This is a genomic window from Actinoplanes sp. NPDC049316 (assembly GCF_040677315.1).
Lineage (GTDB): Bacteria > Actinomycetota > Actinomycetes > Mycobacteriales > Micromonosporaceae > Actinoplanes.
Window position 1 is genome coordinate 436,263 of the sequence record NZ_JBFAQM010000001.1, and the last position, 22,504, is coordinate 458,766.

Consider the following 22,504-nt stretch of genomic DNA (forward strand, 5'->3'; position numbering starts at 1 on the left):
GTACCTTCCCTCATGGAAGAAGATCGATGTCGATCTCCTGAGGGCGGGACCCGATGGCCATCACCACGCCACCAGTGGCAGACGAGTCCGAGGCACAACGCCGCCCGCTGATCGGGCCCGGCATGCTCGTGCTGTTCATCGCGCTGATCGGCTGCTTCACCGCCTGGGGCGTGGCCCAGGACCTCACCACGCCGATGGTCGCGGGCTTCAAGCGCATCTTCGACATGAGCACGGTCCAGGCGTCGCTCGTGCAGCTCGCCTACTTCGGCGCGTACTTCCTGCTGGCGCTGCCCGCCGCCTTCATCAACCAGCGCTTCGGCTACAAGACCGGCATCCTGACCGGGCTGGGGCTCGCCGCGATCGGCGCGTTCTCGTTCTACCCGGCCAGCAAGATCATGACGTACGAGGCGTTCCTGGTGGCCCTGTTCGCGATGGCCGCGGGCTGCTCGATCCTGGAGACCTCCGCCAACCCGTACGTGCTCTCGCTCGGTCCCGAGGCGACCGCGACCCGGCGGCTGAACTTCGCGCAGGCGTTCAACCCGGTCGGCACGAACATCGGGGTGCTGCTCGCCTCCACACTGATCCTGCCGAAGCTGTCCGATCCGGTGGACATCGGCTCGCTGACCCCGGAGCAGCTGCACACGATCCGGGCCGGGGAGCTGGGCGCGGTGATGGGGCCCTACCTGGGGCTCGCCTTCGTGCTCGTGCTCATCGCCATCGCGATCGCCAGCCAGAAGGCGCCACCGATCATCGAGGAATTCCCCGACGCCGGCCCGCACGACGGCGGCACCGGGTCCCTGTTCCGGGTCCTGTGGCGCAGCAAGCACTACCGCTACGGCGTCGGCGCGCAGTTCTTCAACGTCGCGGCTCAGGTGTGCACGTGGACGTACATCATCCAGTACGTCCAGCAGGCGCTCGGCGGCAGCCTCGAACGCGGCGGCTTCTACCTGCAGGTCAGCCTGCTCGTCTTCCTCTGCTCGCGCTTCTTCATGACGTGGCTCATCGGCCGGGTCCGGGCCACCAAGGTGCTCGCCGTGCTGGGTTTCCTGGCGGTCGCGCTGTGCGTGTTCGCGATGGTGAGCCCGAACGCGGCCGGCCTCGCCGCGGTCGTCGCCCTCTCCTTCTGCCTGTCGCTGATGTTCCCCACCATCTACGGCGTCGCCCTCAAAGGGCTCGGCCCGGCCACCAAGTTCGGCGCCGCCGGGCTGGTGATGGCGATCGTGGGCGGTGCGATCATGCCGGTCGTGCAGGGCTGGCTCGTCGACCGGACGAGCGCCGCGTTCTCGTTCATCGTGCCCGCCGTCTGCTTCGCGCTCGTCGGGCTCTACGCCCTCTACGACCTGCGGACCACCCGGTACGGCGTCATCGTGGACGCCGCGCCCGCCGGGAGCGCGGCATGACCCGCCGGCGCGGCCTCGCCGCCGCCCTCGCCGTGCTCCTCGCCTCCGCCCTGGCCGCCTGCGGCAACGACGCACCGACGAGCGCGACCAAGGACACCACGCAGCTCGAGATCGTGTCCTGGTGGACCTCCGGCTCGGAGGCCGCGGCCCTCGACACCCTCCTGAGCGCCTTCCGGCAGGCGAACCCGGGCGTCGAACCGGTCAACGCCGCCATCGCCGGGGGCGCCGGCTCCGAGGCCATCGTGGCACTCGCGAAACGGCTGCAGGCCGGCGACCCGCCCGACGTGTGGCAGACGTTCGCCGGTAAATCGGTCCAGGGGTACGCGGCCCGCGGCTCCGTCCGCGACGTGAGCTCGGTCTTCGACAACGGCCGGCTCCGTACGTCGATGCAGCCGACGATCCTGAGATCGCTGCTGCGCTCCGGCAAGCCGTACGGCGTGCCCACGGGCGCGCACCGCAGCAACGTGCTCTGGTTCAACCTCGCGCTGCTCCGGAAGGCCGGCGTCACGCCCCCGGCCGGCGGGTACACGGTGCCCGCGTTCCTCGAGGACCTCAAGAAGGCCAAGGCGGCCGGGGTGACCCCGCTGTGCCTCGGCGGCAGGGACCCGTTCACCACGGTCGAGCTGTTCGAGAACGTGCTGCTGGGCACCATCGGGACCGGCGGCTGGAACGACATGACCGCCGACCGGCTCGACTGGGGCGGCGCCGGGGTCCGCTCGGCGCTGCGGTCGTTCGGCGAGCTGCTCACGTACGCGGACCCGCAGGCCGGCGGGCTCACCTGGGACGCCGCCACGAGGAAGCTGGCGGCCGGGCAGTGCGCGTTCGAGTCCATGAACGACTCCTCGTACGGCGAGCTCGTCGCCGCCGGGGCCCGGGAGGGCGAGGACTTCGGCACGGCCGCGTTCCCCGGCACCGGCGGCAGCTTCCTCGCTGTGGTCGACGTCTTCGTGGCGGCCACCAAGGCGAAGAACGCCAAGAACGCCCTCGCCTTCCTCGCCGGCATCAGCCGGCCCGCGACGCTGGTGGCGTTCAGCAAGGCGAAGGGCTCCGTGCCGGTGATCCGCGACGTCGACGTGTCGTCGCTGCCGCCGTACCAGCGGGAGGCCTCGCGCAGCCTCTGGACCGCGCCGGTCCTGCTGTCGGTCGCGCACGGGGAGGCGATGAGCCCGGCGTTCCAGGAGGGCTTCTACGACGCCGTGTCGACGTACATCCGCACGCGGGATCCGAAGGCGTTCGCCGACGATCTGCGCGGCGCGGTGGGCAACGACCGGATCCCGCCGCGCTGACCGGGCTCAGGCGGCCAGGCGGAACCGTTCCGCGTGCACCTGGCGGCGGGGCACCCCGAGGTCGCGCAGGCTGCGCAGCACCGCGTCGGTCATCGCCGGCGGGCCGCACACGTACACGTCCCGGTCGGTCAGGTCCGGCACCAGCCGGCGCAGGTTGTCCGGGCCGAACGGCGGGTCGCCGGCGGACGTGCGCCCGGCCAGCAGGTGGACCCGGGCGTCCCGGGTCCGGGCCAGCGCCCGCATCTCCTCCAGCAGCACCGCGTCGGCGTCCGTCCGCGCGCGGTACAGCACCACCACGTCGCCCGGCAGGTCCTCGAGCAGGGCGCGGATCGGGGTGACGCCCACGCCGCCCGCGATCAGCAGGGTCCGGTCCCGGGTGCGGTGCATCGCGGTGAACGCGCCGTACGGCCCCTCCGCGAACACTCGTGAGCCCACGGGCACGTGGCGCAGCGCGGCGCTGGCGTCCCCGACGGCCTTGGCGGTCAGCCGCAACGAGCGCCCGTCCGGCGCCGCGGAGAGCGAGAACGGATTCGCCCGCCACCAGCCGGCGTACCCTGGGAACCGCCAGATGAAGAACTGCCCGGCCCGGGCCGGCAGCCGGTCCAGGTCCCGCCCCCGGATGTGCACCGACACCACGTCCGGCGACTCCGGGACGACCGCGGCCACGTACAGACGGTGCCGGGCGTTGCGCCACACCGGCAGCACGATCCGCCCGGCGATCAGCGCGGTGATCGCGAAGATCCACAGCACCCACCAGTACGCCGCGGCCACGGGCGCGCCGGTGAACGCGGACACCTCGAACAGCTGATGGATCAGCACCAGCGTGACGGCCGCGTACAGCAGCAGGTGCAAGGCGTGCCACGTCTCGTACGACAGCCGGCGCCGGGCCCAGCGCACCGACACCCCGGCCGCGACGATCACCAGCGCCAGCGCCACCATCCCGGCCAGTGACCCGGCCATCCCGGCCAGGTTGGTGAGCTGCCGCCACACCGTGCTGCGGTAGAACACCGCGTACCCCAGCACCACGAACGCCGGGTGCAGCAGCACCACCCAGAACAGCGTGAACCCGACCCACCGGTGCCACGAGGTGAGCCGGTCCATGCCGACCCGCCGGTCGAGCCACGGCAGCCGGGCGATCAGCGTCAGCTGGAGGATCATCAGCAGCGCGGCGTGCAGGCCGAGGAACTGGCCCACACCGATGAGCGGATGCCGGGGCTCCGGCGCCACGGTGAAGAACAGGGCCCAGACGACGGCCACGTTGAGCGCCACCACGCCCCAGAACAGCTGAGCAGTCCGCATGCCGCAGGATAGACGCACAGAGGGGCGCTGTGCGGGTCGGGTCCCGGACAGCGCCCCTGTGTGCGGAAGGTCGGTCAGCCGAGCAGGCGGGCCCAGTAGACCAGCTCGTCGGCCTGCGCGGCGGTCAGGCCGGCCTTCTTACCCTTCGGCTCCTTGAGGACCTTGCTCACGTACAGGTCGTACTGGCCGTGCTCCAGCTTGTTCGTCAGGTCCTGGCCCAGGCCCACCGTGGCGTTGTTCGCCGTGAGGTAGCGCCGGGTCAGCGCGATCAGGTCCGGCACGCTGGGCGTGACCGCGTAGGTGGCCGTCACGGGCGCCGTGGCGTTGCCCGCCACGTCGGTGGCGCCGGTGCAGGTCGCCGTGTAGCGGCCCTCGGCGTCGCGGGTGACCGTCAGGCCGGCCTGCGTCGCCACGCCGGAGACGGCGTCGGTCGTGTCGCACGCCGGGGCGGGCATCGCACTCATCGGGTAGGCGGTGTCGCCGACGCCGAGCACCCGCACCACGGGGGCCGTCGTGTCGACGTTCAGGCCGGTGACCGTGGTGGTCGTGGCGTTGCCGGCCCGGTCGGTCACGGTGCCGGTGACGCTCTGGCCGGCGCCGTCGGCGGTCAGCGTGACCGGCGAGGGGCAGGTGGCCACGCCGGACTGCGAGTCCACGCAGGTGAAGATCACGGAGACCGGGCCGTTGTGCCAGCCGTCGCGGTCGGCGGGCCGGGTGAGCGCGGCCCTGATGGTCGGCGCGATCTTCTCGGGCGCCGGCGCGGTCACCACCGGGGCGGGCGCCACGGGCGCCGTCGGGTCGGTCACGGTCAGCGAGGCGACGCCGCTGCCGTTGGCGTTGTACGCGCGCACCTCGACGATCCAGTTCTTGCCGCGGGCCAGGGTGATCACGCCCGAGGTGGCCGGCGCCTTGACCTTCAGCGAGCCGGTGTTCGGCTTGTCGACGCCGTAGTTGACCAGGTAGTAGTCCGGGGCCGGGCCGGTCGTGGGCGCGTTCCAGGTGACGTCGACCTGCGTCGAGGTCGCCCGGCGGGTGGCCGCCGCACCGGTCGGGTCGGCCGGCTTGTACTTGTCGATGAGCGACTTGCCGAGCGCCGCGGAGCACGTGCCGTACTGGTTCTGCGGGGACACCTGCACCAAGTAGGTGCGGGCCGGGTCCAGGTTCGGGAAGCGGTGGCTGGTGGCGGTCGTGACCTCGTCCTTCAGCACGACGCCGTCGGAGTACCGGATCAGCTGCATGCGGTATCCGGTCAGCGGCGCCTCGCCGCTCCAGACGGGCGGGTTCCAGCTGATCGTGCCGATGCCGCCGTCGGCGCCGTCCCGGCCGGGGACCGCGCCCATGATGCCGCCCGGTGCGAGCGTGCCGGCGACGGCGAAGTCGCCGTACTCGCCGGGGCCGGCGGCGTTCTCCGTGGCCACCCGCACCTTGTACGACACGCAGGAGCCGGTCGTGGGGATCGAGTAGCTGGTCGTGTCGCCCGGGACGAAGGTGACCGTCTCGGTGCCGCCCTGCAGCATGTCGATGCGGTAGAAGGTCGCGCCCTCGACCGGCTGCCACGACGCCACGATCGTGGTGGGCTCGTCGGTGGCCCGGGCCACGGTCAGGCCCTGCGGCGCCGGCAGCACGTCGGCCGCGTCCGAGGCGAGCGCCGGTGTCCCGGTCAGCGCCAGCGACGCGGCCACAGCGGCGGCACCGGTCGTAGCCAGCAGTCGTACGCCCATCAGTCCTCGTCCTCCACTCGTCGGCACCCCAGCGGCGCCGATGACAAGGATCGGCGGCGAACCTCAAGCCGCTGTGAAGGCGGTGTCAAGGAGCTGTCCGGTTGTGCCCCGGCCGCGGCTGCGTGCGCGAGACTGCAGGGGTGCGACTGGTGGCCGCGCTCGCGGTTCTCCTGCTGGCCGTGCCCGCCGGGTGCGGCTCCGGCGACGCGGACCCGGACCGGGGCACGGGCGCGCCGGCCACGCCGTTGCGGGTCGACGGCAACCGGTTCGTCGGCGCCGACGGCCGTGAGGTGCCGCTGCGCGGGTTCAACTTCTCCGGCGCCGAGTACGCGTGCGTCGAGGGGGACGGCTTCTTCGACACCCCGGACGGCGGGCCGCCCTCGGAACGGGTCGTGGCGGCGATGCGGCGGTGGCGGGGTGCCCGAGCCGTACGGGTACCGCTCAACGAGCAGTGCTGGCTGGGGCTCGCCTCGGTGCCGGCGGCGCATGCGGGGCGGGCGTACCGGTCGGCGGTGCGGACCTTCGTCGAGCGGCTCAACGCGGCGGGCCTCGTGGCGGTGCTCGACCTGCACCGCAGCGCCCCCGGCGACGGGGTGCCCCGCGGGCAGGAGCCGATGCCCGACCGCGAGCACAGCCCCGGGTTCTGGCGGTCGGCCGCCGCCGAGTTCCGGACCGCGGCAGTCGTGTTCGACCTGTTCAACGAGCCTTTCCCGTACGGCGACACCGACAGCGACCGGGCCTGGAGGTGCTGGCGGGACGGCGGCTGCACCTTGACGTCGGTCAACACGGGCCGCCCGTACGTCGCCGCGGGCATGAACGAGCTCATCGCCGCCGTGCGCTCGACGGGGTCGCGGCAGCCCGTGCTGGCCGGCGGCATCCACTGGGCGGAGAGCCTGACCGGGTGGCTCGCGCACCGCCCGGACGACCCGCTGGGGCAGCTCGGGGCCTCGTTCCACGCGTACTCGTTCAACGAGTACTGCTCCGCGCTTCGCTGCTACGACCGGGATCTCGCGCCGATCGCCCGGCAGGTGCCGCTCTTCGCCGGGGAGATCGGGCCGACCCTCACGGTGGGCTCCGCCGGCGTCGACGCGGCCTGCCCACGCTCCGCGGTCCGCGGCGGCGGCTTCGCCGATTCCACTCTGGACTGGCTCGGGGCGCACGCCGCCGGGTACGCCGCCTGGAGCTGGAACCCGTGGCCGGACTGCTGGGCGCTGGTCCGCGATTGGGGCGGCGAGCCGACGGCGTTGTGGGGTGTGGGGCTGCGACGCCGGCTCGCCGCGGCTCAGGGCGGTGGCTGACGGCCGTTGTCGATCGCCGCCGAGCTGTACAGCGTCGACGCCGCCGGTGCGGGTGAGGTCGGCGCGACCGGGGCCGACCGCACCACCGATGGCAGGACCGGCGGCACCGGTGCCGTGTCGCCGCCACGGGGTGCCGGTGCACCCCGGCGCGACGCGTTGAGCAGAATCCCCAGCAGCCGTCCCCGGGACAGCTCGGCCACCGCGCGCGCCACGGATCCGCGCGTCGCGCGGCGCAGGTCGCCGACGAGCACGACGTGGTCGCACAGCTGCGCGAGCACGATCGCGTCGGAGACGGCCAGCACGGGGGAGCAGTCCAGCACCACCACGTCGCACCAGCCGCGGAGCGTCCTCAGCACCTGCGGCAGCCGGTCACTGCCGAGCAGGTCGGCCGCACCCGCCGCGCGCCGCCCCGCGGTGAGCAGCCGCAGCCGTGGCACCGGGCTGTGCCGCAGCGCGTCCGCGATCGGCACGTCGTGGGCCAGCACATCGGAGAGCCCGAGGTCGTCGCCGAGCCCGAAGGCGGCGGCGACCCGGGGGCGGCACAGGTCGGCGTCCACGAGGATGACGCCCCGGCCGGACTGGGCGAGGGCCGCCGCCAGGTTCGTCGCGGCCGTCGTGCGTCCCTCCCGCCCGTCCGCGCTCGTGACCAGCACCGTCGTGTTCTCACCCAGCAGCGGCTGCAGCCGGGACCGCAGATACCGGTACGCCTCGGCGGCGGGGGAGCGCGGCGCCCGCAGCAGCACCGGCCGGCCCCGGTCCTCGCCTCGCCGGCTCCGCTCCCGGGGCACGCCGGCCAGCACCGGGCCGCCGAGCAGCCGGGCGAAGTCGTCGCGGCCGCGCAGCCGGTCGCTGAGCCGGTCCCGGACCAGGGCGGTGCCGACCCCGAGGAGCAGCCCGAGCAGCAGGCCCAGCCCGAGATCGACGGTGACCGGCCGCTGCACCGGCGTGCCCGGCAGCGCCGCGTCGGTCACCAGCGTCGCGCGCTGGGCCGGCGCGGGGCCGCCGCCCGGCCCGTCGTCGGCGTTGCGGTAATCGACGTACGCCTCCGCCAGCGCCTGCGCCCGCCGCTGGGCGGTCAGCGCGTCGCCGTTCGTGTACGCGAACGTCAGCACGTCGGCGTCCGGGGCGACACTGACCGACAGCCCGCCGGCCAGGTGGCCCGGGTCCACCCCGAGCCGCCGCGCCGCCGGGTCGACGACCAGCCCCGACTGCGCCAGCTGCTTCTCCGTACCCATGTCGGGCTGGACCGGGGTGGTGTTCGCCCGTACCCGGGGCTCCACCACGACGATCGCCGCCGACCGGAACTCGCGCGGCGCGGTCGTGCCCACCGCGTAGGCCGCGGCCGTGACCAGCGCGGTCACCAGCAGGATCCACCACCCGTGCACGCGGACCAGCCGCGCCGAACCACCTCCGGTCATGCTTGTCCCTCCTTGGGCATGCCCGCCCGGCCCTCACCGTCACGGTCATCGGCCACGGACGGCGACCGCAGTTCGGTGCAGTCGGTCATGCCCGCGCCTCCGCACGCCGTCCCGCCCGGCTCACGCGCGGGATCCTGTCGAACACCGTCAGATAGCGCCGCGCCTGGTGCTCCCAGGCCAGCGACTCCGCGACCACCCGCCGGCCCGTCGCGCCCAGGGCCGCGCGCCGCGCCGGATCGGCCAGCAGACCGTCGATCAGCGCCGCGAACGCCGGCACGTCGCCCGGCGGCGCCAGCTCGGCCGCGCCTTCGGCGACGAGCCGGGTCTCGGCCACGTCGAACGCCACGAACGGCAGCCCGAACGCCATGTACTCCAGCGCCTTCACCGGCGTGACGAAGTCCTCGAGGTTGGGCTCGAGGCCGAGGTCGGCGGTGGCCAGATGGTCGAAGAGCCGCTCCTGCTCGACCCAGCCGGGGAACGACACCCAGGGGTCGAGCCCGAGCCGGCCGGCCAGCCGCCGCAGCTCCGGCACCGCGTCGCCGGCGCCGATGAAGGTGAACGCGGTGTCCGTACGCCCCCGTTCGCGCACGACCCGGGCGACCGCCTCCACGGCGAGGTGGATGCTGTCCTGCGGGCCCATCATCCCGGCCAGCACGCACAGGTGCTCGCGGCCGCGGCGCAGTGCGGGATCGGGCGCCCGCGCGGCGAGAGCGGCCAGGGGCGGCCCGTTGCCCACCACCGTGATGCCGGCCGCCGGGACGCCGCCGCGGCGCATCGCCACCTCGCGTACGGACGCGTTGACCGCGACGACGTGGTCGGCCGTCCGCAGGCTCGCGTGCTCGAAGCGTTGCAGGAGCGCGTACATCAGGCCCTCACGGGTGCCGTAGCGGGCCGCGTACATCTCGGGGGACAGGTCCTTGAAGTCGAACACGACCGTACGCCCGAGCAGCCGCAGCGGCACGGCGAGCACGAAGGCGAGGTCCGGCGTGCTCGAGATCTGCACGACGTCCACGCCGCCGGCGAGCATGGCCCGTACGGTCAGCACGGCGGCCATCAGCAGCGAGTAGAGGTACTCGCGGACGAAGCCGAGCTTGCTCGTGCCGTCGCGCGGCGGCGGGTAGTCGAACACCCGCACGCCCGGCACGTCCCGGTTGCCGGGGTCGCGCCGGCAGACGACGGTGACGGACCGGCCGGCGGCGACCAGCGCGGCGGCGTGCTTGCGCAGCCGGTGGTCGCGCGCGAGCGCCACGTTCTCCACCATCAGCAGGACCCGGATCGGTCGGCTCATGAATCCACTCGCTCCTTGTGTCGGTCGAGGACCCGCAGCAGCGCCAGCAGGCCGAACAGGGCGTCGGCCGCGCCCCGGTAGGTCAGATGCGGGTCGAAGATCATCAGGACGACGCCGGCCGACACGACCGCCGCCACGGCCAGCCCCACGGTCGCGGCCGGGCCGGTCCCCGCCCGGGCTGCCGCGGCGCCGCGGCGCACGGTCACCACCACGAACCACGCGTACGCGGCCAGCAGCGGGATCCCGCCACCCCAGAGCAGCCACACGTAACCGCTCTCGATCCACACCCAGCCGAACTCCTCGTGCGCCGCCGGCACCCGCGCCGCCGGCCGGACGCCCAGCAGCCAGTTGCCGTGCGCGCCGAGGTCGGGCAGGAAGTACGTGCTCAGGTTGTGGTAGCGCACGATCCAGCTCTCGGGCAGCCCGGAGGCGCTCTGGAAGCCGGCGAGCCGGGTCTGGATGACCGGCCACATCGCCACCGCCGCGACGGCCAGCAAGGGCAGCGCGTACGCGGCCAGCCGGGTGGCCCGCGACACGACCACGAGCGTCACCAGTGCCACCACCAGCCCGAGGATCGTGGAGAACTCACCGGCCCCCAGCGCCCCCAGCGTGCACACCGTCGCCACGCCCGCCAGCAGCACCCGGTGGCGCGACCCGTGCAGCAGCAACCCCACTGCGAGCGCCAGGTTGAGCACGGCCAGATCCGCGACGGCCGCGGCGAGGGCCAGCGTGGAGCTGCCGCGGCCGATGGCCAGGGTCCGCTCCACGCCGAACGGCGCCCACAGCGTGCCCAGCAGCCGCGGCACCCCGAACAGGTTCAGCGACTGCAGGATGCCGACCACGCAGACCACCGCCGCCGCCGCCATCGAGAGCGCCAGGCACCGGTACGCCTGCCTCGCGTCCCGCACGCTGAACCGCACGACGAGGTAGACGCCGAGGTACTTCCACAGCACGATCGCGTGCTGCAGATCGTCGGCGGTGATCTCGCGGCGGCGGGCCAGCATCATCAGGAGCGGCACCACGGAGCTGCACACCGCCAGGCCCAGCAGGGCGAGGTCGAGGCGGTCGAGGCGCATCACGCGGACGGCGCCGGAGCGGACGGTCAGCACGTACCGCAGCAGCAGCGCCGCGCCGCAGAACAGGGCGAGCGCCTCGTTCGGCCGCAGCACGGGCAGGAGCGTCCCGCGGTCGATGCCGGCGGTGAGCGGGGTCACGGCGATGATCAGGTACGCCGCCCCGGCCGGCCGCAGCACGATCCACGTACCCAGGCCCACGGCGGCGAGCACCGCGACCGCGAGCAGCGGCTCCCGCCCGAGCAGGGCTCCGAGCGCGGCGCAGGTCAGCAGCAGAAGCACCTGGACCGCCGCGCGTCCCACCCGGCCCCGGCGAGCCGTCCGCAGACCCGGGCGCGGGAGTCTGCCGCGCAGCGACCCGGCGACCCACGCGAGTTCGGGGGCACGCGACCAGACCTGGAATCCGATGTAGACGCCGGCGCCGACCAGGCCCGCCGCGGCGACGGCCAGCAGCCCGCCGGCGGCGCCGCCGATCCGGCCGGAGACGACCGTGCCGATCGCGTGTGCGGGCGCCGCCATGACGACCGCGATCCCGGCGATCCGCAGCAGCGGCGGTGCCAGCCGCTCCTCGCCCGGCGGCAGCGCGACGAGCAGCCGGCGCACCAGGTAGGCCGCGCCGGTGACCGCGCCGGCGGACATCGCGGCGCCCAGCACGGTCAGCACCTGCGCACCCTCGGCGAACAGGGCCGCCGAGGCGACGCCCAGGCAGACCGCGAGCTGCAGGACCATCGCGCGCAGCGGCGTACGGGTGTCCCCGCGGGCGTAGCAGGCGTACGTCGCCACGAGGAACGCCGCCTCTCCGGCCACTCCCAGGGACAGCGCCGCCACCGCGGCCGCGATGAGCCCGGTGCCGGTGTCGGTGCCGAAACCGCCGTACGCCATCGCCCGCGAGATCGGGCCGGCGACGGCGAGGTATCCGGCAGCTGCGGGCGCGGCGATGAACAGCGCGAACGCGAGCCCGCGCAGGAACGTGTCGCGGAACATGGCCGGGCCGCCGGGGCCGGTCATCCGGGCCAGCCGCGGGGCGAGCGCGAGCGCGACCGGGGTGGCGCCGAGCGCGATCGGCAGGAAGTAGAAGTTCATCGCCAGCTGGAACGCGACCACCCCGCCCGCCACCCGGTTGGCGAGCACGAGCAGCACGAGCAGCTGCACGGCGGCCAGCGCGGCCTGCAGCAGCGACGGCGCGGCCCGGGACAGGACCCGGCGCACCTCGCGATCGCGCCAGCCCGCCCGGGGACGCAGCCGGACGCCGGCGCGGCGGGCGCCGTACCACTGCGCGGCGGCGTGCGCGGCCACCGCCCCGGTCGTGCCGAGGCCGAGCAGCAGCAGCGCGCCGGTCGGGGCCTGGGCGAGGTCGCCGATGCCCGGGTAGCGCAGGGCGACGACCGCCAGGACGGCGACGGTGCCGACGTTCTCCAGCGCGGGGGCCGCCGCGGCGAGCGCGAACCGGCCGTGCGCGTTCATCGCCGCGCCGGCGGTGGCCACCAGGCCGTACAGCGGGATCTGCGGCAGCAGCATGAGCACGAGCAGCACGGCCGTCCTGCCCTGGCCGCCCACGTGAGCGAGGTGCAGCGCTCCCGGCGCGGCGAGCGCGGCCAGCGGCACGGCGACCGCGGCACCGGCGACGATCATGCCGAGGAAGCCGCCCGCCACCCGCTCGGCGGCCCGGCGGTCCCCGCTGTCCACGTGCGCGACGAGCGCCGGGATGAGCAGCGACGACAGCATCGAGCCGCCGAGCAGGCCGTAGAACACGAGATTGGGCAGCGAGTTCGTGAACTGGTACGTGTTGGCGAAGACGGTCACGCCCAGGACGGCGGCGATCACGACGCCGCGTACCACCCCGGTGACCCGGCTGACCACCGTCCACGCCGCGACGGTCATCGAGTCGCCGACCGCCTCGACCGGGGCGGCGAGCCGGGCGTCCGGGGTGCGGACGGCCGTGCTCATCAGGCGGTGCCGCGGCGCAGGGCCGGCAGGGTCCGGGCCAGGATCGTCAGGTCGAGCCACAGGCTCTGCCGGCGCACGTACTCGACGTCGAGGGCGAGCGCCTGCGGCATGGTGAGCCGGGCCCGGCCGCTCACCTGCCAGAGCCCGGTCAGGCCCGGCCGGGCGGCGAACCGGGCGCGCTGCTGCGCGGTGAACAGCTCGGCCTCCCACGCGAGCACCGGCCGCGGGCCCACCAGCGACATGTCGCCGCGCAGCACGTTCACCAGCTGCGGCAGCTCGTCGAGGCTCGTGCGGCGCAGCCACCCGCCGACCCGGGTCACCCGCGGGTCCCGCTCCAGCTTGTAGAGCCCCGACTCGCCGCCGGCCCGCGGCTGTTCGCCGGTCAGCATGGCGCGCACGTACGCGCGGTGCGCCCCGTCCGCGGCGCCGGCGGTCATCGAGCGGAACTTGTACATGGTGAACGGCTTCTCGTCGCGGCCCAGCCGTTCCTGCCGGAACACCGCCGGGCCGGGCGAGGTGAGCCGTACGGCCACCCAGACGGCGGCCAGCAGCGGCGCCAGCACGAGCAGCGCGGCGCCCGCCAGCACCACGTCGAGGACGCGTTTCACGACGGCGCTCACGACCGGCGCTCCGCCGCGGCGCCGGCGGACGTGTCCACGATGGACGCCACCCGGTCCTCGATGCCGGGCAGGTCGGCGACCCGCCGGTGCGCGACGGCAGGGTTGCCGTACGCGACCATCCCCGCGGGGATGTTGCGCGTCACCACCGAGCCGGACCCGATCATCGCCCCGGCGCCGATGTGCACGAACGGCAGGATCGTCACGTTGACGCCGATCTGCGCGCCCATGCCGATGTGCGGCCCGCTCATCAGCCGCGCCGACTTCTCGTCGCCGGGGTAGAGGTCGTTGGCGATGGTGACCCCGGGCGCCAGGAACGCGTCGTCCTCGAGCCACGTGAACTGGGCGATGTAGCAGTTCGCGTGGATCTTCACCCGGTTGCCGATGCGGCAGCCGTAGTCGACGACGCTGTTGCTCCAGACGCTGACGTGCTCGCCGATCACGCAGTCCTCGCGGACCACCACGCCGTGGCCGGTCTCGAAGTGCGCGCCTATGCGGGAGCCGTCGTACACGACGGTGCCGCTGCGCAGCCGGGCGTCACCGCCGAGCTGCAGGGAGCGCCCGGTGCGGCGGGCGGCCGGGTAGCCGATGTGCACGCCGGGGTCCACGACCCAGCCGTGATCGTCAGCCCTGCCCGGCACGGCCGCTCACCGCCTCGTCCAGAACCTCGCAGACGAGGTCGAGCTGGGTCTCGGTCATGTGCGGGTACAGCGGCAGCGAGAACTGCGTGCGCGCCGCCTCCTCGCAGACCGGCAGGGGGCCGCGCGCGTACCGGCGCAGCGGCGGCTGCCGGTGACAGGGGACCGGGTAGTGCACGCCGGTCTGGATGCCGCGCCGGTGCAGGGCGTCGCGGACCTCGTCGCGCCGGTCGACCCGGGCGACCATGAGGTGGTACGCGTGCCGCACCCCGTCCTCGACGCCGGTCAGCCGGACCGGGGTGCCCGCGAGCCGTTTGCGGTAGCCCTCGGCGAGCGCGATCCGCGCGTCCGTCCAGTCGTCGAGGCGGCTCAGCTTCGCGGTGAGGGCGATCGCCTGCAGCGTGTCGAGCCGGCTGTTGGTGCCGACGAACTCGTGCTCGTAGTGCGCGGAGCCGTTGCTGCGGCCGTGGTTGGCCAGGGCCCGTACGCGCTCGGCCAGCTCCGGATCGCCGGTCACGACCGCGCCGCCGTCGCCGAGCGCGCCCAGGTTCTTGCCGGGGTAGAAGCTGAAGCACCCCGCGACCCCCGCCGAGCCGGCCCGCCGGTCGTCGCGCCCGGCGCCGTGCGCCTGCGCCGCGTCCTCGACGACGTGGATGCCGGCGGCCCGCGCCACGCGCTCGATGCCGTCGAGGTCGGCGACGTTGCCGTACAGGTGGACGACCATGACCGCCCGGGTCCTCGGCGTGAGGGCCGCGGCGAGCAGCTCCGGCGTCAGCAGCAGCGTGTCCGGGTCCACGTCGGTGAAGACCGGCGTCGCACCGGCGCGCACGACGGCGGCGGCCGTGGCGATGAAGGTGTTGGCCGGCACGACGACCTCGTCGCCGGCGCCGATGCCCAGCGCCAGCAGGGTGAGCTCCAGCGCGTCGGTGCCGTTGGCGACGCCGACCGCGTGCCCGGCGCCGCAGTAGCGGGCCCAGCGGCGCTCGAACTCGGCGACGGGCGCGCCGCCGATGTACTGCCCGGTCAGCAGCGCCTCGGTGAACTCCGGCGCGATGCCGGGCCAGATCTCGCGGGCCATGGCCGGCAGATCCGTGAACGGGACGTCGGTTCGCATGCGTCGATCCCTCCGTCAGTCGCGCACGCCGGCGCGGGCCGGGCGGGGCTGGGGCACGAGCGCCGGCGCCCGGGAGCCGGGCCCCGCCACCTCCTCGAGCAGCACCCGGCGCTCCTGGGCGAGCGACAGCTGGGCCGCTTCGATGACCTCCACGACGGCGAGCCCGTTGGCGCCGTCGGTACGCGGGCTGGCGCCGGAGGCGATGCACTGGACGAAGTGGCGGGCCTGCACGGCCAGCGGCTCCTCGAACGGCACCACCGGCGACGTGATCGCGCCGTGGTGATAGCTGAACCGCGACGGCGAGCGGCGGTCGGTGTTCGGCAGGACCGCCTTGTCGTGCACCCGGATGCGCTCGGCGGCGTTCGTGTCGTCGTACACGGCCATCTTCTTGGAGCCCACCGCGGTGACCTGGCGGACCTTGCGCGGGTCCAGCCAGCTCACGTGGATGTGCGCGCTGACGCCCGCGTCGGCGTAGTCGAGTTCGAGGTGCGCCACGTCCTCGAAGACCGGGTCGACGTGGTGCGAGCCCCAGGCCCGTACGGACGTGGGCGTCGTGCCCAGCACGTAGTTGGCGATGGAGATGTCGTGCGGAGCCAGGTCGGACACGACGTTGACGTCGCTCTGGTACAGGCCCAGGTTGAGGCGGGCGCTGTCCAGGTAGTACAGGTCGCCGAGCTCCTGCGTCTGCACCAGCTCCCGCAGCATGACGACCGCGCCGTTGTACTCGAACGTGTGCCCGACCATGAGCGTCACGCCGGCGTCCCGGGCCGCGGCGATGAGCTGCCGCGCGCCGCCCGGGCTGGTCGCCAGCGGCTTCTCCACGAGCACGTGCTTGCCGGCCCGCACGGCCTCCAGGGCGACCTCGACGTGCGTGGCGGGCGGCGTGGCGACCACCACGGCGTCGACGTACGGCAGCGCCGCCCGCAGCGAGGTGTAGCCGCGGCCGTCGGCGAGCAGGTGTGCCATGCCGGACAGCAGCGGCAGCCGCGCGTCGATCGCGACGGCCTGGCTCACCCCGGGGGTCGAGCTCATGACCCGCAGCTGTTTCGATCCCCAGTACCCGACGCCGACGACGCCGACCCGGACGCCGCCGGAGCCCGGCGTGCCCGGCGGCGCGCCGGCGGTCCGACCGTCCTGAACGGAGCCGTTCCGGTGTGCCACCATTTTCCCGCCCCTCGAAATTCGCACCGTTGCCGTCATCGGCGAAAGCGTTCCGGCGCCGAGTATTCGACGACCCGTGCGGGCGCAGGTACCACCCATTAGGACGACACCGTCGGCCGTCCGGCTGAGGCCGAAATGATCCGACGTTTCCGGTGATCTCGGCCTGCGCAGGTCAGCGCATTCGCATTGGCCGCGCCGCACTCGGAAGGGCTCCCGCAGTAATCTCCCCGAAATCGGCGAGGACTTCCCAAGTGCCCGTATTGGCAGCGCTGTAAGAAATCCGCCACCCGTTCATCACGGGTTTGCATTTCGGCGTGCGACCGTCATTTCATTCATGGACGACGACGGTGCGGGAGGGGATTGCAGTGAGGGTAGGACGGGGTCCGGGGGCCACCCGGGCGCAAGGGCGCGGCCTGCGGATCTTCGCGGCGGCGGCGGTCGCGGCCGGCATGGTGCCGATGCCGGTCGCCGCGGTGGCGTCGCCGGAGAAGCCGTTGACCGTGACATTCACCTTCGATGACGGGGTCGCCGATCAACTGGCCGGCCGGGCGCTGCTGGAGAAATACGGCATGGTGGGCACCTTCTACATCAATTCGGCGCTCGTCGGTCAACCGGGGTACATGACCCGCGACGATCTCGAAACGCTGTCGGCGAACGGCCACGAGATAGGCGGACATACCGTCTCCCATCCGGACCTCACCACCCTGAATGCGCAGGAGGTGAATCGGCAGATCTGTCAGGACCGCGACACATTGTCGTCCTGGGGATTCACGGTGACGTCGCTCGCGTACCCATTCGCGGAATTCAGCCCGGCGGTCGAGAGCATCGCCGCCCAATGTGGATACGACACCGCCCGCTCGGTCGGTGACCTCTGGTCGCCGCGCAGCTGCGGGGACTGCCCCTCGACCGAGACCGTGCCGCCGGCGGACCGGTTCGCCACCCGTACGCCCGACGACGTCGAGTCGAACTGGACGCTCGCCGACCTGCAGGCGGTGGTCCTCAACGCGGAGAACGACGGCGGCTGGCTGCCGTTCAACCTGCATCACGTCTGCGACGGCTGCGCTCTGGAGTCCATCCCGGCGGGCCTGCTCGACCAGTTCCTGGCCTGGCTGCAGCCGCGCACCGCGGTGGGGACCACGGTGCGGACCGTACGGCAGGCGCTCGGCGGCACCGCCAATCCCGTCGTCGCGCCGGAAGCGCCGCCCGACCCGGGCGGCCCGGGCGTCAACACCGTCCGCAACCCGTCGTTCGAGGACCCGGCCACCGGCGCCGACCCCGACTGCTGGCAGCGGGCCGGCTACGGCAGCAACACCGTGACCCACGCGCGGGTCACCGACGCGCACAGCGGCACGTACGGCGCGCAGATCGTCATGAGCGACCGCACGGACGGCGACGCCAAGATGGTGCCCGCCTTCGACCTCGGCAGCTGCTCACTGCAGATCGCCGCGGGACACACGTACGAGGTGAGCGCCTGGTACAAGTCCGACGTCCAGGTGTTCTTCACGCTGTACCGGCGCAGCGCCGTGGGGTGGTGGTCGTACTGGACGCAGAGCCCGCGCCTCGCCCCGGCCACCGGCTGGACCCGCGCGTCCTGGATCGCGCCGCCCGTGCCCGCGGACGTGGCCGGCGTCAGCTTCGGGCTGACCATCGACAGCGTCGGCACGCTGACCACCGACGACTACGGCTTCGTCGACACGCCGGCGGCGCCCGAACCCGCGCCGCCGGGGGTGAACGCGCTGCGCAACGCGTCCCTGGAGACGCCGGGCGCCGACGGCTTCCCGCAGTGCTGGACGGGAGCGGGCTACGGCGCCAACACACCGCAGTGGACCCGGGTCACCGACGCGGCGGACGGCACGTACGCCCAGCGCCTGGAGATCACGAGCTGGACCGACGGCGACGCCAAGCTGGTGCCGGCGTGGGACAGCGTCAACTGCGCGCCGACCGTCACGGCCGGCGCCACGTACGCCCTCAGCGTCGCGTACAAGTCCACGGCGCCGGTGTTCTTCACCCTCTACCGGCAGGCCGAGGACGGCGCGTGGTCGTACTGGACGCAGAGTCCGCCGTTCGGCCCGTCGGAGAGCTACACCACGGCGCAGTTCCACTCGCCGGTCGTGCCGGCCGGAACCCGCTCGGTCACCTTCGGCCTCACGCTGGCCGGGACGGGGGTGCTCACCACCGACGCATATGCGATGACGGCCACTGGGTGAGCGAGAGTACAACCCACCGGGCGAGGGAACGACGTACCGTACGGAATACGCCCACGACCTCCGGAGACATCGATGTCCAAGAGCACAGACCGCCGGCACCGCGTGGTGATCGTCGGCGCCGGTTTCGGCGGGCTTTTCGCCACCAAGGCGCTGCGGCGAGCCGACGTCGACATCACGCTGATCAACGGCACGGCGTACCACCTCTTCCAGCCGCTGCTCTACCAAGTGGCCACGGGCATCCTCTCCGAGGGCGAGGTCGCCCCGCCGATCCGCGAGATCCTCCGGCGGCAGGACAACGTCGACGTGCGGCTCGGCTGGGTCACCGACGTCGATGTGGACGCCAAGGTGGTCTCGGTCGAGGCGCCCGGCATCGACTACACGGTCGAGTACGACACGCTCATCGTCGGCGCCGGCGCCTCGCAGTCCTACTTCGGCAAGGACCAGTTCGCCGACTACGCGCCCGGCATGAAGAGCATCGACGACGCCCTGGAGCTGCGGGCCCGGATCTTCGGCGCGTTCGAGCTCGCCGACCTGCACACCGACCCGGCCGAGATCGAGCGGTGGATGACGTTCGTGGTGGTCGGAGCCGGCCCGACCGGCGTGGAGATGGCGGGCCAGATCGCCGAGCTGGCCCACCGCACGCTGCCCGGGCAGTACCGGCACATCGACCCCCGCAAGGCCCGGATCATCCTGGTCGACGCGGTGGACGCGGTGCTCAAGACGTTCGGTGACCACCTGTCCACCCGCGCGCTGCGGCAGCTGCACCTGCTCGGCGTCGAGGTGGAGCTGGAGACGATGGTGGTCGGCGTGGACGCCACCGGCATCGAGGTCGACACCAAGCGCGGGCACCAGCGGATCGAGTCGATGACCAAGATGTGGGCGGCGGGCGTGGCCGCGCCGGCGCTGTCGCGGCGGCTCGCCGAGGTCACCGGCGCGCCGACCGACCGGGCGGGGCGGATCAAGGTGGAGCCCGACTGCACGGTGCCCGGGCACCCGGAGATCTTCGCGGTCGGCGACATGATGGCGCTGGACGACCTGCCCGGCGTCGCGCAGGTCGCGATCCAGAGCGGCCGGCACGCCGCCGATCAGATCAAGCGCCGCCTGGCGGGCAAGGAGACCGGCCAGAAGTTCAGGTACTTCGACAAGGGCAGCATGGCCACGATCTCGCGGTTCAGCGCGGTCGCCAGCATCGGCAAGGTGCACCTGTCGGGCTTCCTGGGCTGGCTCATCTGGCTCGCGGTGCACCTGCTCTACCTGGTCGGCTTCAAGAACCGGGTCACCGCGGTGCTGCACTGGGCCGTCAGCTTCCTGGGCCGGGGCCGCTCGGAGCGGGTGGCGACGTTCCAGCAGGCGTACGCCCGAGCCGCCGTCCGCGAGTACGGCGACCCCTTCGAACGCCGCAAAGTGGAGGCTTCCGCCGGCTCGGACCGCCGCTGACGGCGCGGGGCCACCGGCCGAAAGGCAGAGATCGACTCGGCCCGTAGCCAGATCCGCGCCGCCCGCCGTTTGCGTCAGGATCCCCTGGTGTTCAAGCCGAGGAAGCCTGTGACGCGACAGGGCGTACGCGAGATCGTCCTGCTGCTGGCCCTGTTCGGGGCCTACAGCGGGGCGCGGATGCTGGCCGACACCGACCTGGCGGCCGCACGGCGTCACGCCGGCGCGGTGCTGAGCCTGGAACGGCCGCTGGGCCTGGACGTGGAGGCGGCCGTCAACCACGCCGTCAGCGCGACGCCGTGGGCCGCGGCGAGCATGTCGTTCTGGTACGCCGCGCTGCACTACCTGGTCACCCCGCTCGTGCTGGTGTGGCTCTACCGCCGCCGCCCTGAGCGCTACCCGGTGGCCCGCAACGCCCTGATCACCGGCTCGGCGCTCGGGCTGGTCGGCTATGTGCTCCTGCCGACCGCACCGCCGCGACTCATGGCGGGCGGCTACGTCGACGTCCTGGCGAGCACCGCGGACCTGGGCTGGTGGTCGAGCCACGCGTCCGCGCCGGCCGGGCTGGGCTCACTCACCAACGAGCTGGCGGCCATGCCGTCACTGCACGTCGGCTGGGCGTTCTGGGTGGCCTGGTCGCTGCGCGGCCTGCTGCCGCGCATCCTCGGTTTCCTGTACGCGGGGATCACCGCGGCCGTGGTGGTCGGCACCGGCAACCACTGGGTGCTCGACGCGGTCGCCGGGGTGGCCGTCGTGACGGCCGGGATCCTGGTCGCGTCACGCCGCCAGCGCCGCGTACCGGCCGCCGCCGCCGATCAGCGCGTCGTGCGTCCCCGACTCGAGGATGCGCCCGTGGTCCAGCACCGCGATCTGGTCGGCGCCGCGGACCGTTGACAGCCGGTGCGCGATCGTGACGGTGGTCCGGCCCCGGGCCAGCTCGTCGAAGGCGCGCTGCACGGCCCGCTCGGTCTCGGTGTCCAGCGCGCTCGTCGCCTCGTCCAGCACCAGGATCCGCGGGTCGCGCAGCAGCGTCCGGGCGATGGCGATGCGCTGCTTCTCGCCGCCGGAGAAGCGGTGGCCGCGGGAGCCGACGACGGTGTCGTAGCCGTCCGGCAACGCGCTGATCAGGTCGTGGATCTGCGCGGCCCGGGCGGCCTGCTCGATCTGCTCGTCGGTCGCCTCCGGCTTGGCGTAGCGCAGGTTCTCCCGCACGGTGGTGTGCAGCAGGTACGTCTCCTGGCTCACCACGCCGACGATCGCGGCGAGGTCGGCCGGCCGCAGGTCGCGGACGTCGATACCGTCGATCGTGACCCGGCCGGCGCCAGGGTCGTGCAGCCGGGCGATCAGTGCGGCGATCGTGCTCTTGCCGGATCCGGTCTCGCCGACCAGGGCCAGCGAGGTGCCGGCCGGCACCTCGAGGCTCACCCCGGCGACCGCGGCCGTCCCGCTGCCCGGGTACGTGAACGTGACGTCCTCGAAGCGCAGGTGCCCGGCGACGCGGGCCGGGTCGACGGCGACCGGGTGCGGCGGGTCGTCGACCTCGACGGGCAGGTCCAGGTATTCGAAGATGCGCGCGAACAGGGCCAGCGAGCTGGTGAGCGAGACGCCGACCCCGAGGAGCCCCATCAGCGGGCGGAACAGCCCCGCCTGCAGGGACGTGAACGCGACCAGGATGCCGATGCTCAGCGTGCCGCGGGTGAAGGGCAGGCCGGCGCTGAGGTAGATGACCGCCGGGATGGCGGCGAAGAGGATCGTCATCGAGGCCATGCGCCAGCGCCCCGCGAGCTCCGAGCGCAGCTCCAGGTCGATCAGTCGCTCGGACGAGGCCGTGAAGCGCTGGACGAGGGCGGCGCCCGTACCCATGGTCTTGCTCAGCTGGACGCCGCTGATGGACAGGCCTTCCTCGACGGTGACGTTGAGATCGGCGAGCTCGCGCTGGCGCTGGGCGGTGACGGTCCGGCGCAGGCCGGCCACCCGCCGGGTCAGGTGGATCGCCGGCGGCAGCACGACCAGCGAGACCAGCGACAGCTGCCAGGACAGCGCGGCCATGGCGACCGCGGTGGCCACGACCGTGGTGAGGTTGGACGCGATCGACGTGGCGGTGGAGGTGACGACGGACTGCATGCCGCCGATGTCGTTGGTGATGCGCGACTGGACCTCGCCGGTGCGGGTGCGCGTGAAGAACGCGACCGACTGCCGGTGCAGGTGCGTGAAGACGTCGACGCGCAGCCGGTGCATGACCCGCTGGCCGACCGTCGTGGAGATCCAGGTCTGGACCACGCCGAGCGCGGAGGTCACGGCGGCGACGGCGACCATGCCGGCCACGAGCCAGCCGAGCAGCGCGAGGTCCCGGTGGGGGAGCGCGACGTCGATGACCTCGCGCAGCAGGAACGGCGAGGCCATGGAGATCACCGAGGAGGCCACGATGATCGCGACGACCACGGCGAGCTGTCGCCGGTGTGCGGTGAAGAGCCGGCCGATGCGACGCAGCGAGACGGTTCTCGCCTGCGCCTTCTCGGCGGCGGTGACGGTTGCGGAGCGTCGGGGGGATGCCAAGAGCGGACCTTCTTCCGTACGGGACATGCTGAGGTTACCTCAACATG

Annotated in this window: 16 protein-coding genes; 6 read left to right on the top strand and 10 right to left on the bottom strand. The window is 73.4% G+C overall.

What is annotated here, in order from left to right; all coding sequences use genetic code 11:
- Positions 1-74 precede the first annotated feature (74 nt).
- Positions 75-1,400, top strand: coding sequence for an L-fucose:H+ symporter permease (fucP, locus tag AB0K03_RS01875; RefSeq protein ID WP_364679043.1), 1,326 nt, complete (start codon positions 75-77; stop codon positions 1,398-1,400).
- Positions 1,397-2,686: an ABC transporter substrate-binding protein gene (locus AB0K03_RS01880; RefSeq protein WP_364679046.1), complete on the top strand. Its 1,290-nt coding sequence runs from the start codon at positions 1,397-1,399 to the stop codon at positions 2,684-2,686. Before fucP ends, AB0K03_RS01880 begins: the two co-directional genes overlap by 4 nt.
- 6 nt (positions 2,687-2,692) lie before the next feature.
- On the opposite strand, the gene AB0K03_RS01885 is transcribed toward AB0K03_RS01880, so the two are convergent.
- Together AB0K03_RS01885 and AB0K03_RS01890 are read right to left on the bottom strand one after the other, a co-directional pair.
- The gene (locus tag AB0K03_RS01885) at positions 2,693-3,985 is read right to left on the bottom strand and encodes a ferredoxin reductase family protein (protein ID WP_364679048.1); all 1,293 of its coding nucleotides are present in this window, start codon (positions 3,983-3,985) and stop codon (positions 2,693-2,695) included.
- Between the two features lie 74 nt (positions 3,986-4,059).
- Positions 4,060-5,706 (bottom strand): fibronectin type III domain-containing protein, encoded by a 1,647-nt coding sequence (locus tag AB0K03_RS01890; RefSeq protein WP_364679051.1) that lies wholly within the window; start codon positions 5,704-5,706, stop codon positions 4,060-4,062.
- 140 nt (positions 5,707-5,846) lie between these two features.
- Here AB0K03_RS01890 and AB0K03_RS01895 point away from each other — a divergent pair, with 140 nt between their 5' ends.
- Positions 5,847-7,004: a cellulase family glycosylhydrolase gene (locus tag AB0K03_RS01895; RefSeq protein WP_364679054.1), complete on the top strand. Its 1,158-nt coding sequence runs from the start codon at positions 5,847-5,849 to the stop codon at positions 7,002-7,004.
- Here the strand turns inward: AB0K03_RS01895 and AB0K03_RS01900 are convergent.
- The 7 genes from AB0K03_RS01900 to AB0K03_RS01930 form a co-directional block, all read right to left on the bottom strand.
- Positions 6,989-8,422 carry a polysaccharide biosynthesis tyrosine autokinase gene (locus AB0K03_RS01900; RefSeq protein WP_364679056.1) on the bottom strand — a complete coding sequence of 478 codons (1,434 nt, stop codon included), beginning with the start codon at positions 8,420-8,422 and terminating at the stop codon, positions 6,989-6,991. The genes AB0K03_RS01895 and AB0K03_RS01900 overlap by 16 nt on opposite strands.
- A gap of 85 nt (positions 8,423-8,507) precedes the next feature.
- Positions 8,508-9,710 carry a glycosyltransferase family 4 protein gene (locus tag AB0K03_RS01905; RefSeq protein ID WP_364679058.1) on the bottom strand — a complete coding sequence of 401 codons (1,203 nt, stop codon included), beginning with the start codon at positions 9,708-9,710 and terminating at the stop codon, positions 8,508-8,510.
- Positions 9,707-12,730, bottom strand: coding sequence for a lipid II flippase MurJ (locus AB0K03_RS01910; protein WP_364679061.1), 3,024 nt, complete (start codon positions 12,728-12,730; stop codon positions 9,707-9,709). Before AB0K03_RS01910 ends, AB0K03_RS01905 begins: the two co-directional genes overlap by 4 nt.
- Positions 12,730-13,350 (bottom strand): sugar transferase, encoded by a 621-nt coding sequence (locus tag AB0K03_RS01915; protein ID WP_364679064.1) that lies wholly within the window; start codon positions 13,348-13,350, stop codon positions 12,730-12,732. The genes AB0K03_RS01910 and AB0K03_RS01915 overlap by 1 nt, the downstream gene beginning before the upstream one ends.
- On the bottom strand, positions 13,347-13,988 hold the full coding sequence (locus AB0K03_RS01920; RefSeq protein ID WP_364679067.1) for an acyltransferase: 642 nt from the start codon (positions 13,986-13,988) through the stop codon (positions 13,347-13,349). The genes AB0K03_RS01915 and AB0K03_RS01920 overlap by 4 nt, the downstream gene beginning before the upstream one ends.
- On the bottom strand, positions 13,972-15,099 hold the full coding sequence (locus AB0K03_RS01925; RefSeq protein WP_364679070.1) for a DegT/DnrJ/EryC1/StrS family aminotransferase: 1,128 nt from the start codon (positions 15,097-15,099) through the stop codon (positions 13,972-13,974). The genes AB0K03_RS01920 and AB0K03_RS01925 overlap by 17 nt, the downstream gene beginning before the upstream one ends.
- 15 nt (positions 15,100-15,114) lie before the next feature.
- A complete protein-coding gene (locus tag AB0K03_RS01930; RefSeq protein ID WP_364679073.1) occupies positions 15,115-16,263 on the bottom strand; it encodes a Gfo/Idh/MocA family oxidoreductase in 1,149 nt (382 codons plus the stop codon).
- Between the two features lie 362 nt (positions 16,264-16,625).
- Here AB0K03_RS01930 and AB0K03_RS01935 point away from each other — a divergent pair, with 362 nt between their 5' ends.
- From AB0K03_RS01935 to AB0K03_RS01945, 3 genes are all read left to right on the top strand, one after another.
- Positions 16,626-18,467: a polysaccharide deacetylase family protein gene (locus AB0K03_RS01935; protein ID WP_364679076.1), complete on the top strand. Its 1,842-nt coding sequence runs from the start codon at positions 16,626-16,628 to the stop codon at positions 18,465-18,467.
- A 72-nt stretch (positions 18,468-18,539) separates the two neighbouring features.
- Positions 18,540-19,904, top strand: coding sequence for an NAD(P)/FAD-dependent oxidoreductase (locus AB0K03_RS01940; RefSeq protein ID WP_364679078.1), 1,365 nt, complete (start codon positions 18,540-18,542; stop codon positions 19,902-19,904).
- Between the two features lie 108 nt (positions 19,905-20,012).
- A complete protein-coding gene (locus AB0K03_RS01945) occupies positions 20,013-20,795 on the top strand; it encodes a phosphatase PAP2 family protein (RefSeq protein WP_364679080.1) in 783 nt (260 codons plus the stop codon).
- Here AB0K03_RS01945 and AB0K03_RS01950 read toward each other — a convergent pair.
- A complete protein-coding gene (locus AB0K03_RS01950) occupies positions 20,679-22,457 on the bottom strand; it encodes an ABC transporter ATP-binding protein (RefSeq protein ID WP_364679083.1) in 1,779 nt (592 codons plus the stop codon). The two genes, AB0K03_RS01945 and AB0K03_RS01950, sit on opposite strands and share 117 nt — an antisense overlap.
- Positions 22,458-22,504: the final 47 nt, after the last annotated feature.

What these genes read in the sequence shown, in the direction of transcription:
- AB0K03_RS01880 (WP_364679046.1), top strand. Translation starts at nt 1,397, where the DNA reads ATGACCCGCCGGCGCGGCCTCGCCGCCGCCCTCGCCGTGCTCCTCGCC.
- AB0K03_RS01885 (WP_364679048.1), bottom strand. Translation starts at nt 3,985, where the DNA reads ATGCGGACTGCTCAGCTGTTCTGGGGCGTGGTGGCGCTCAACGTGGCC.
- AB0K03_RS01890 (WP_364679051.1), bottom strand. Translation starts at nt 5,706, where the DNA reads ATGGGCGTACGACTGCTGGCTACGACCGGTGCCGCCGCTGTGGCCGCG.
- AB0K03_RS01900 (WP_364679056.1), bottom strand. Translation starts at nt 8,422, where the DNA reads ATGACCGGAGGTGGTTCGGCGCGGCTGGTCCGCGTGCACGGGTGGTGG.
- AB0K03_RS01905 (WP_364679058.1), bottom strand. Translation starts at nt 9,710, where the DNA reads ATGAGCCGACCGATCCGGGTCCTGCTGATGGTGGAGAACGTGGCGCTC.
- AB0K03_RS01910 (WP_364679061.1), bottom strand. Translation starts at nt 12,730, where the DNA reads ATGAGCACGGCCGTCCGCACCCCGGACGCCCGGCTCGCCGCCCCGGTC.
- AB0K03_RS01925 (WP_364679070.1), bottom strand. Translation starts at nt 15,099, where the DNA reads ATGCGAACCGACGTCCCGTTCACGGATCTGCCGGCCATGGCCCGCGAG.
- AB0K03_RS01930 (WP_364679073.1), bottom strand. Translation starts at nt 16,263, where the DNA reads ATGGTGGCACACCGGAACGGCTCCGTTCAGGACGGTCGGACCGCCGGC.
- AB0K03_RS01940 (WP_364679078.1), top strand. Translation starts at nt 18,540, where the DNA reads ATGTCCAAGAGCACAGACCGCCGGCACCGCGTGGTGATCGTCGGCGCC.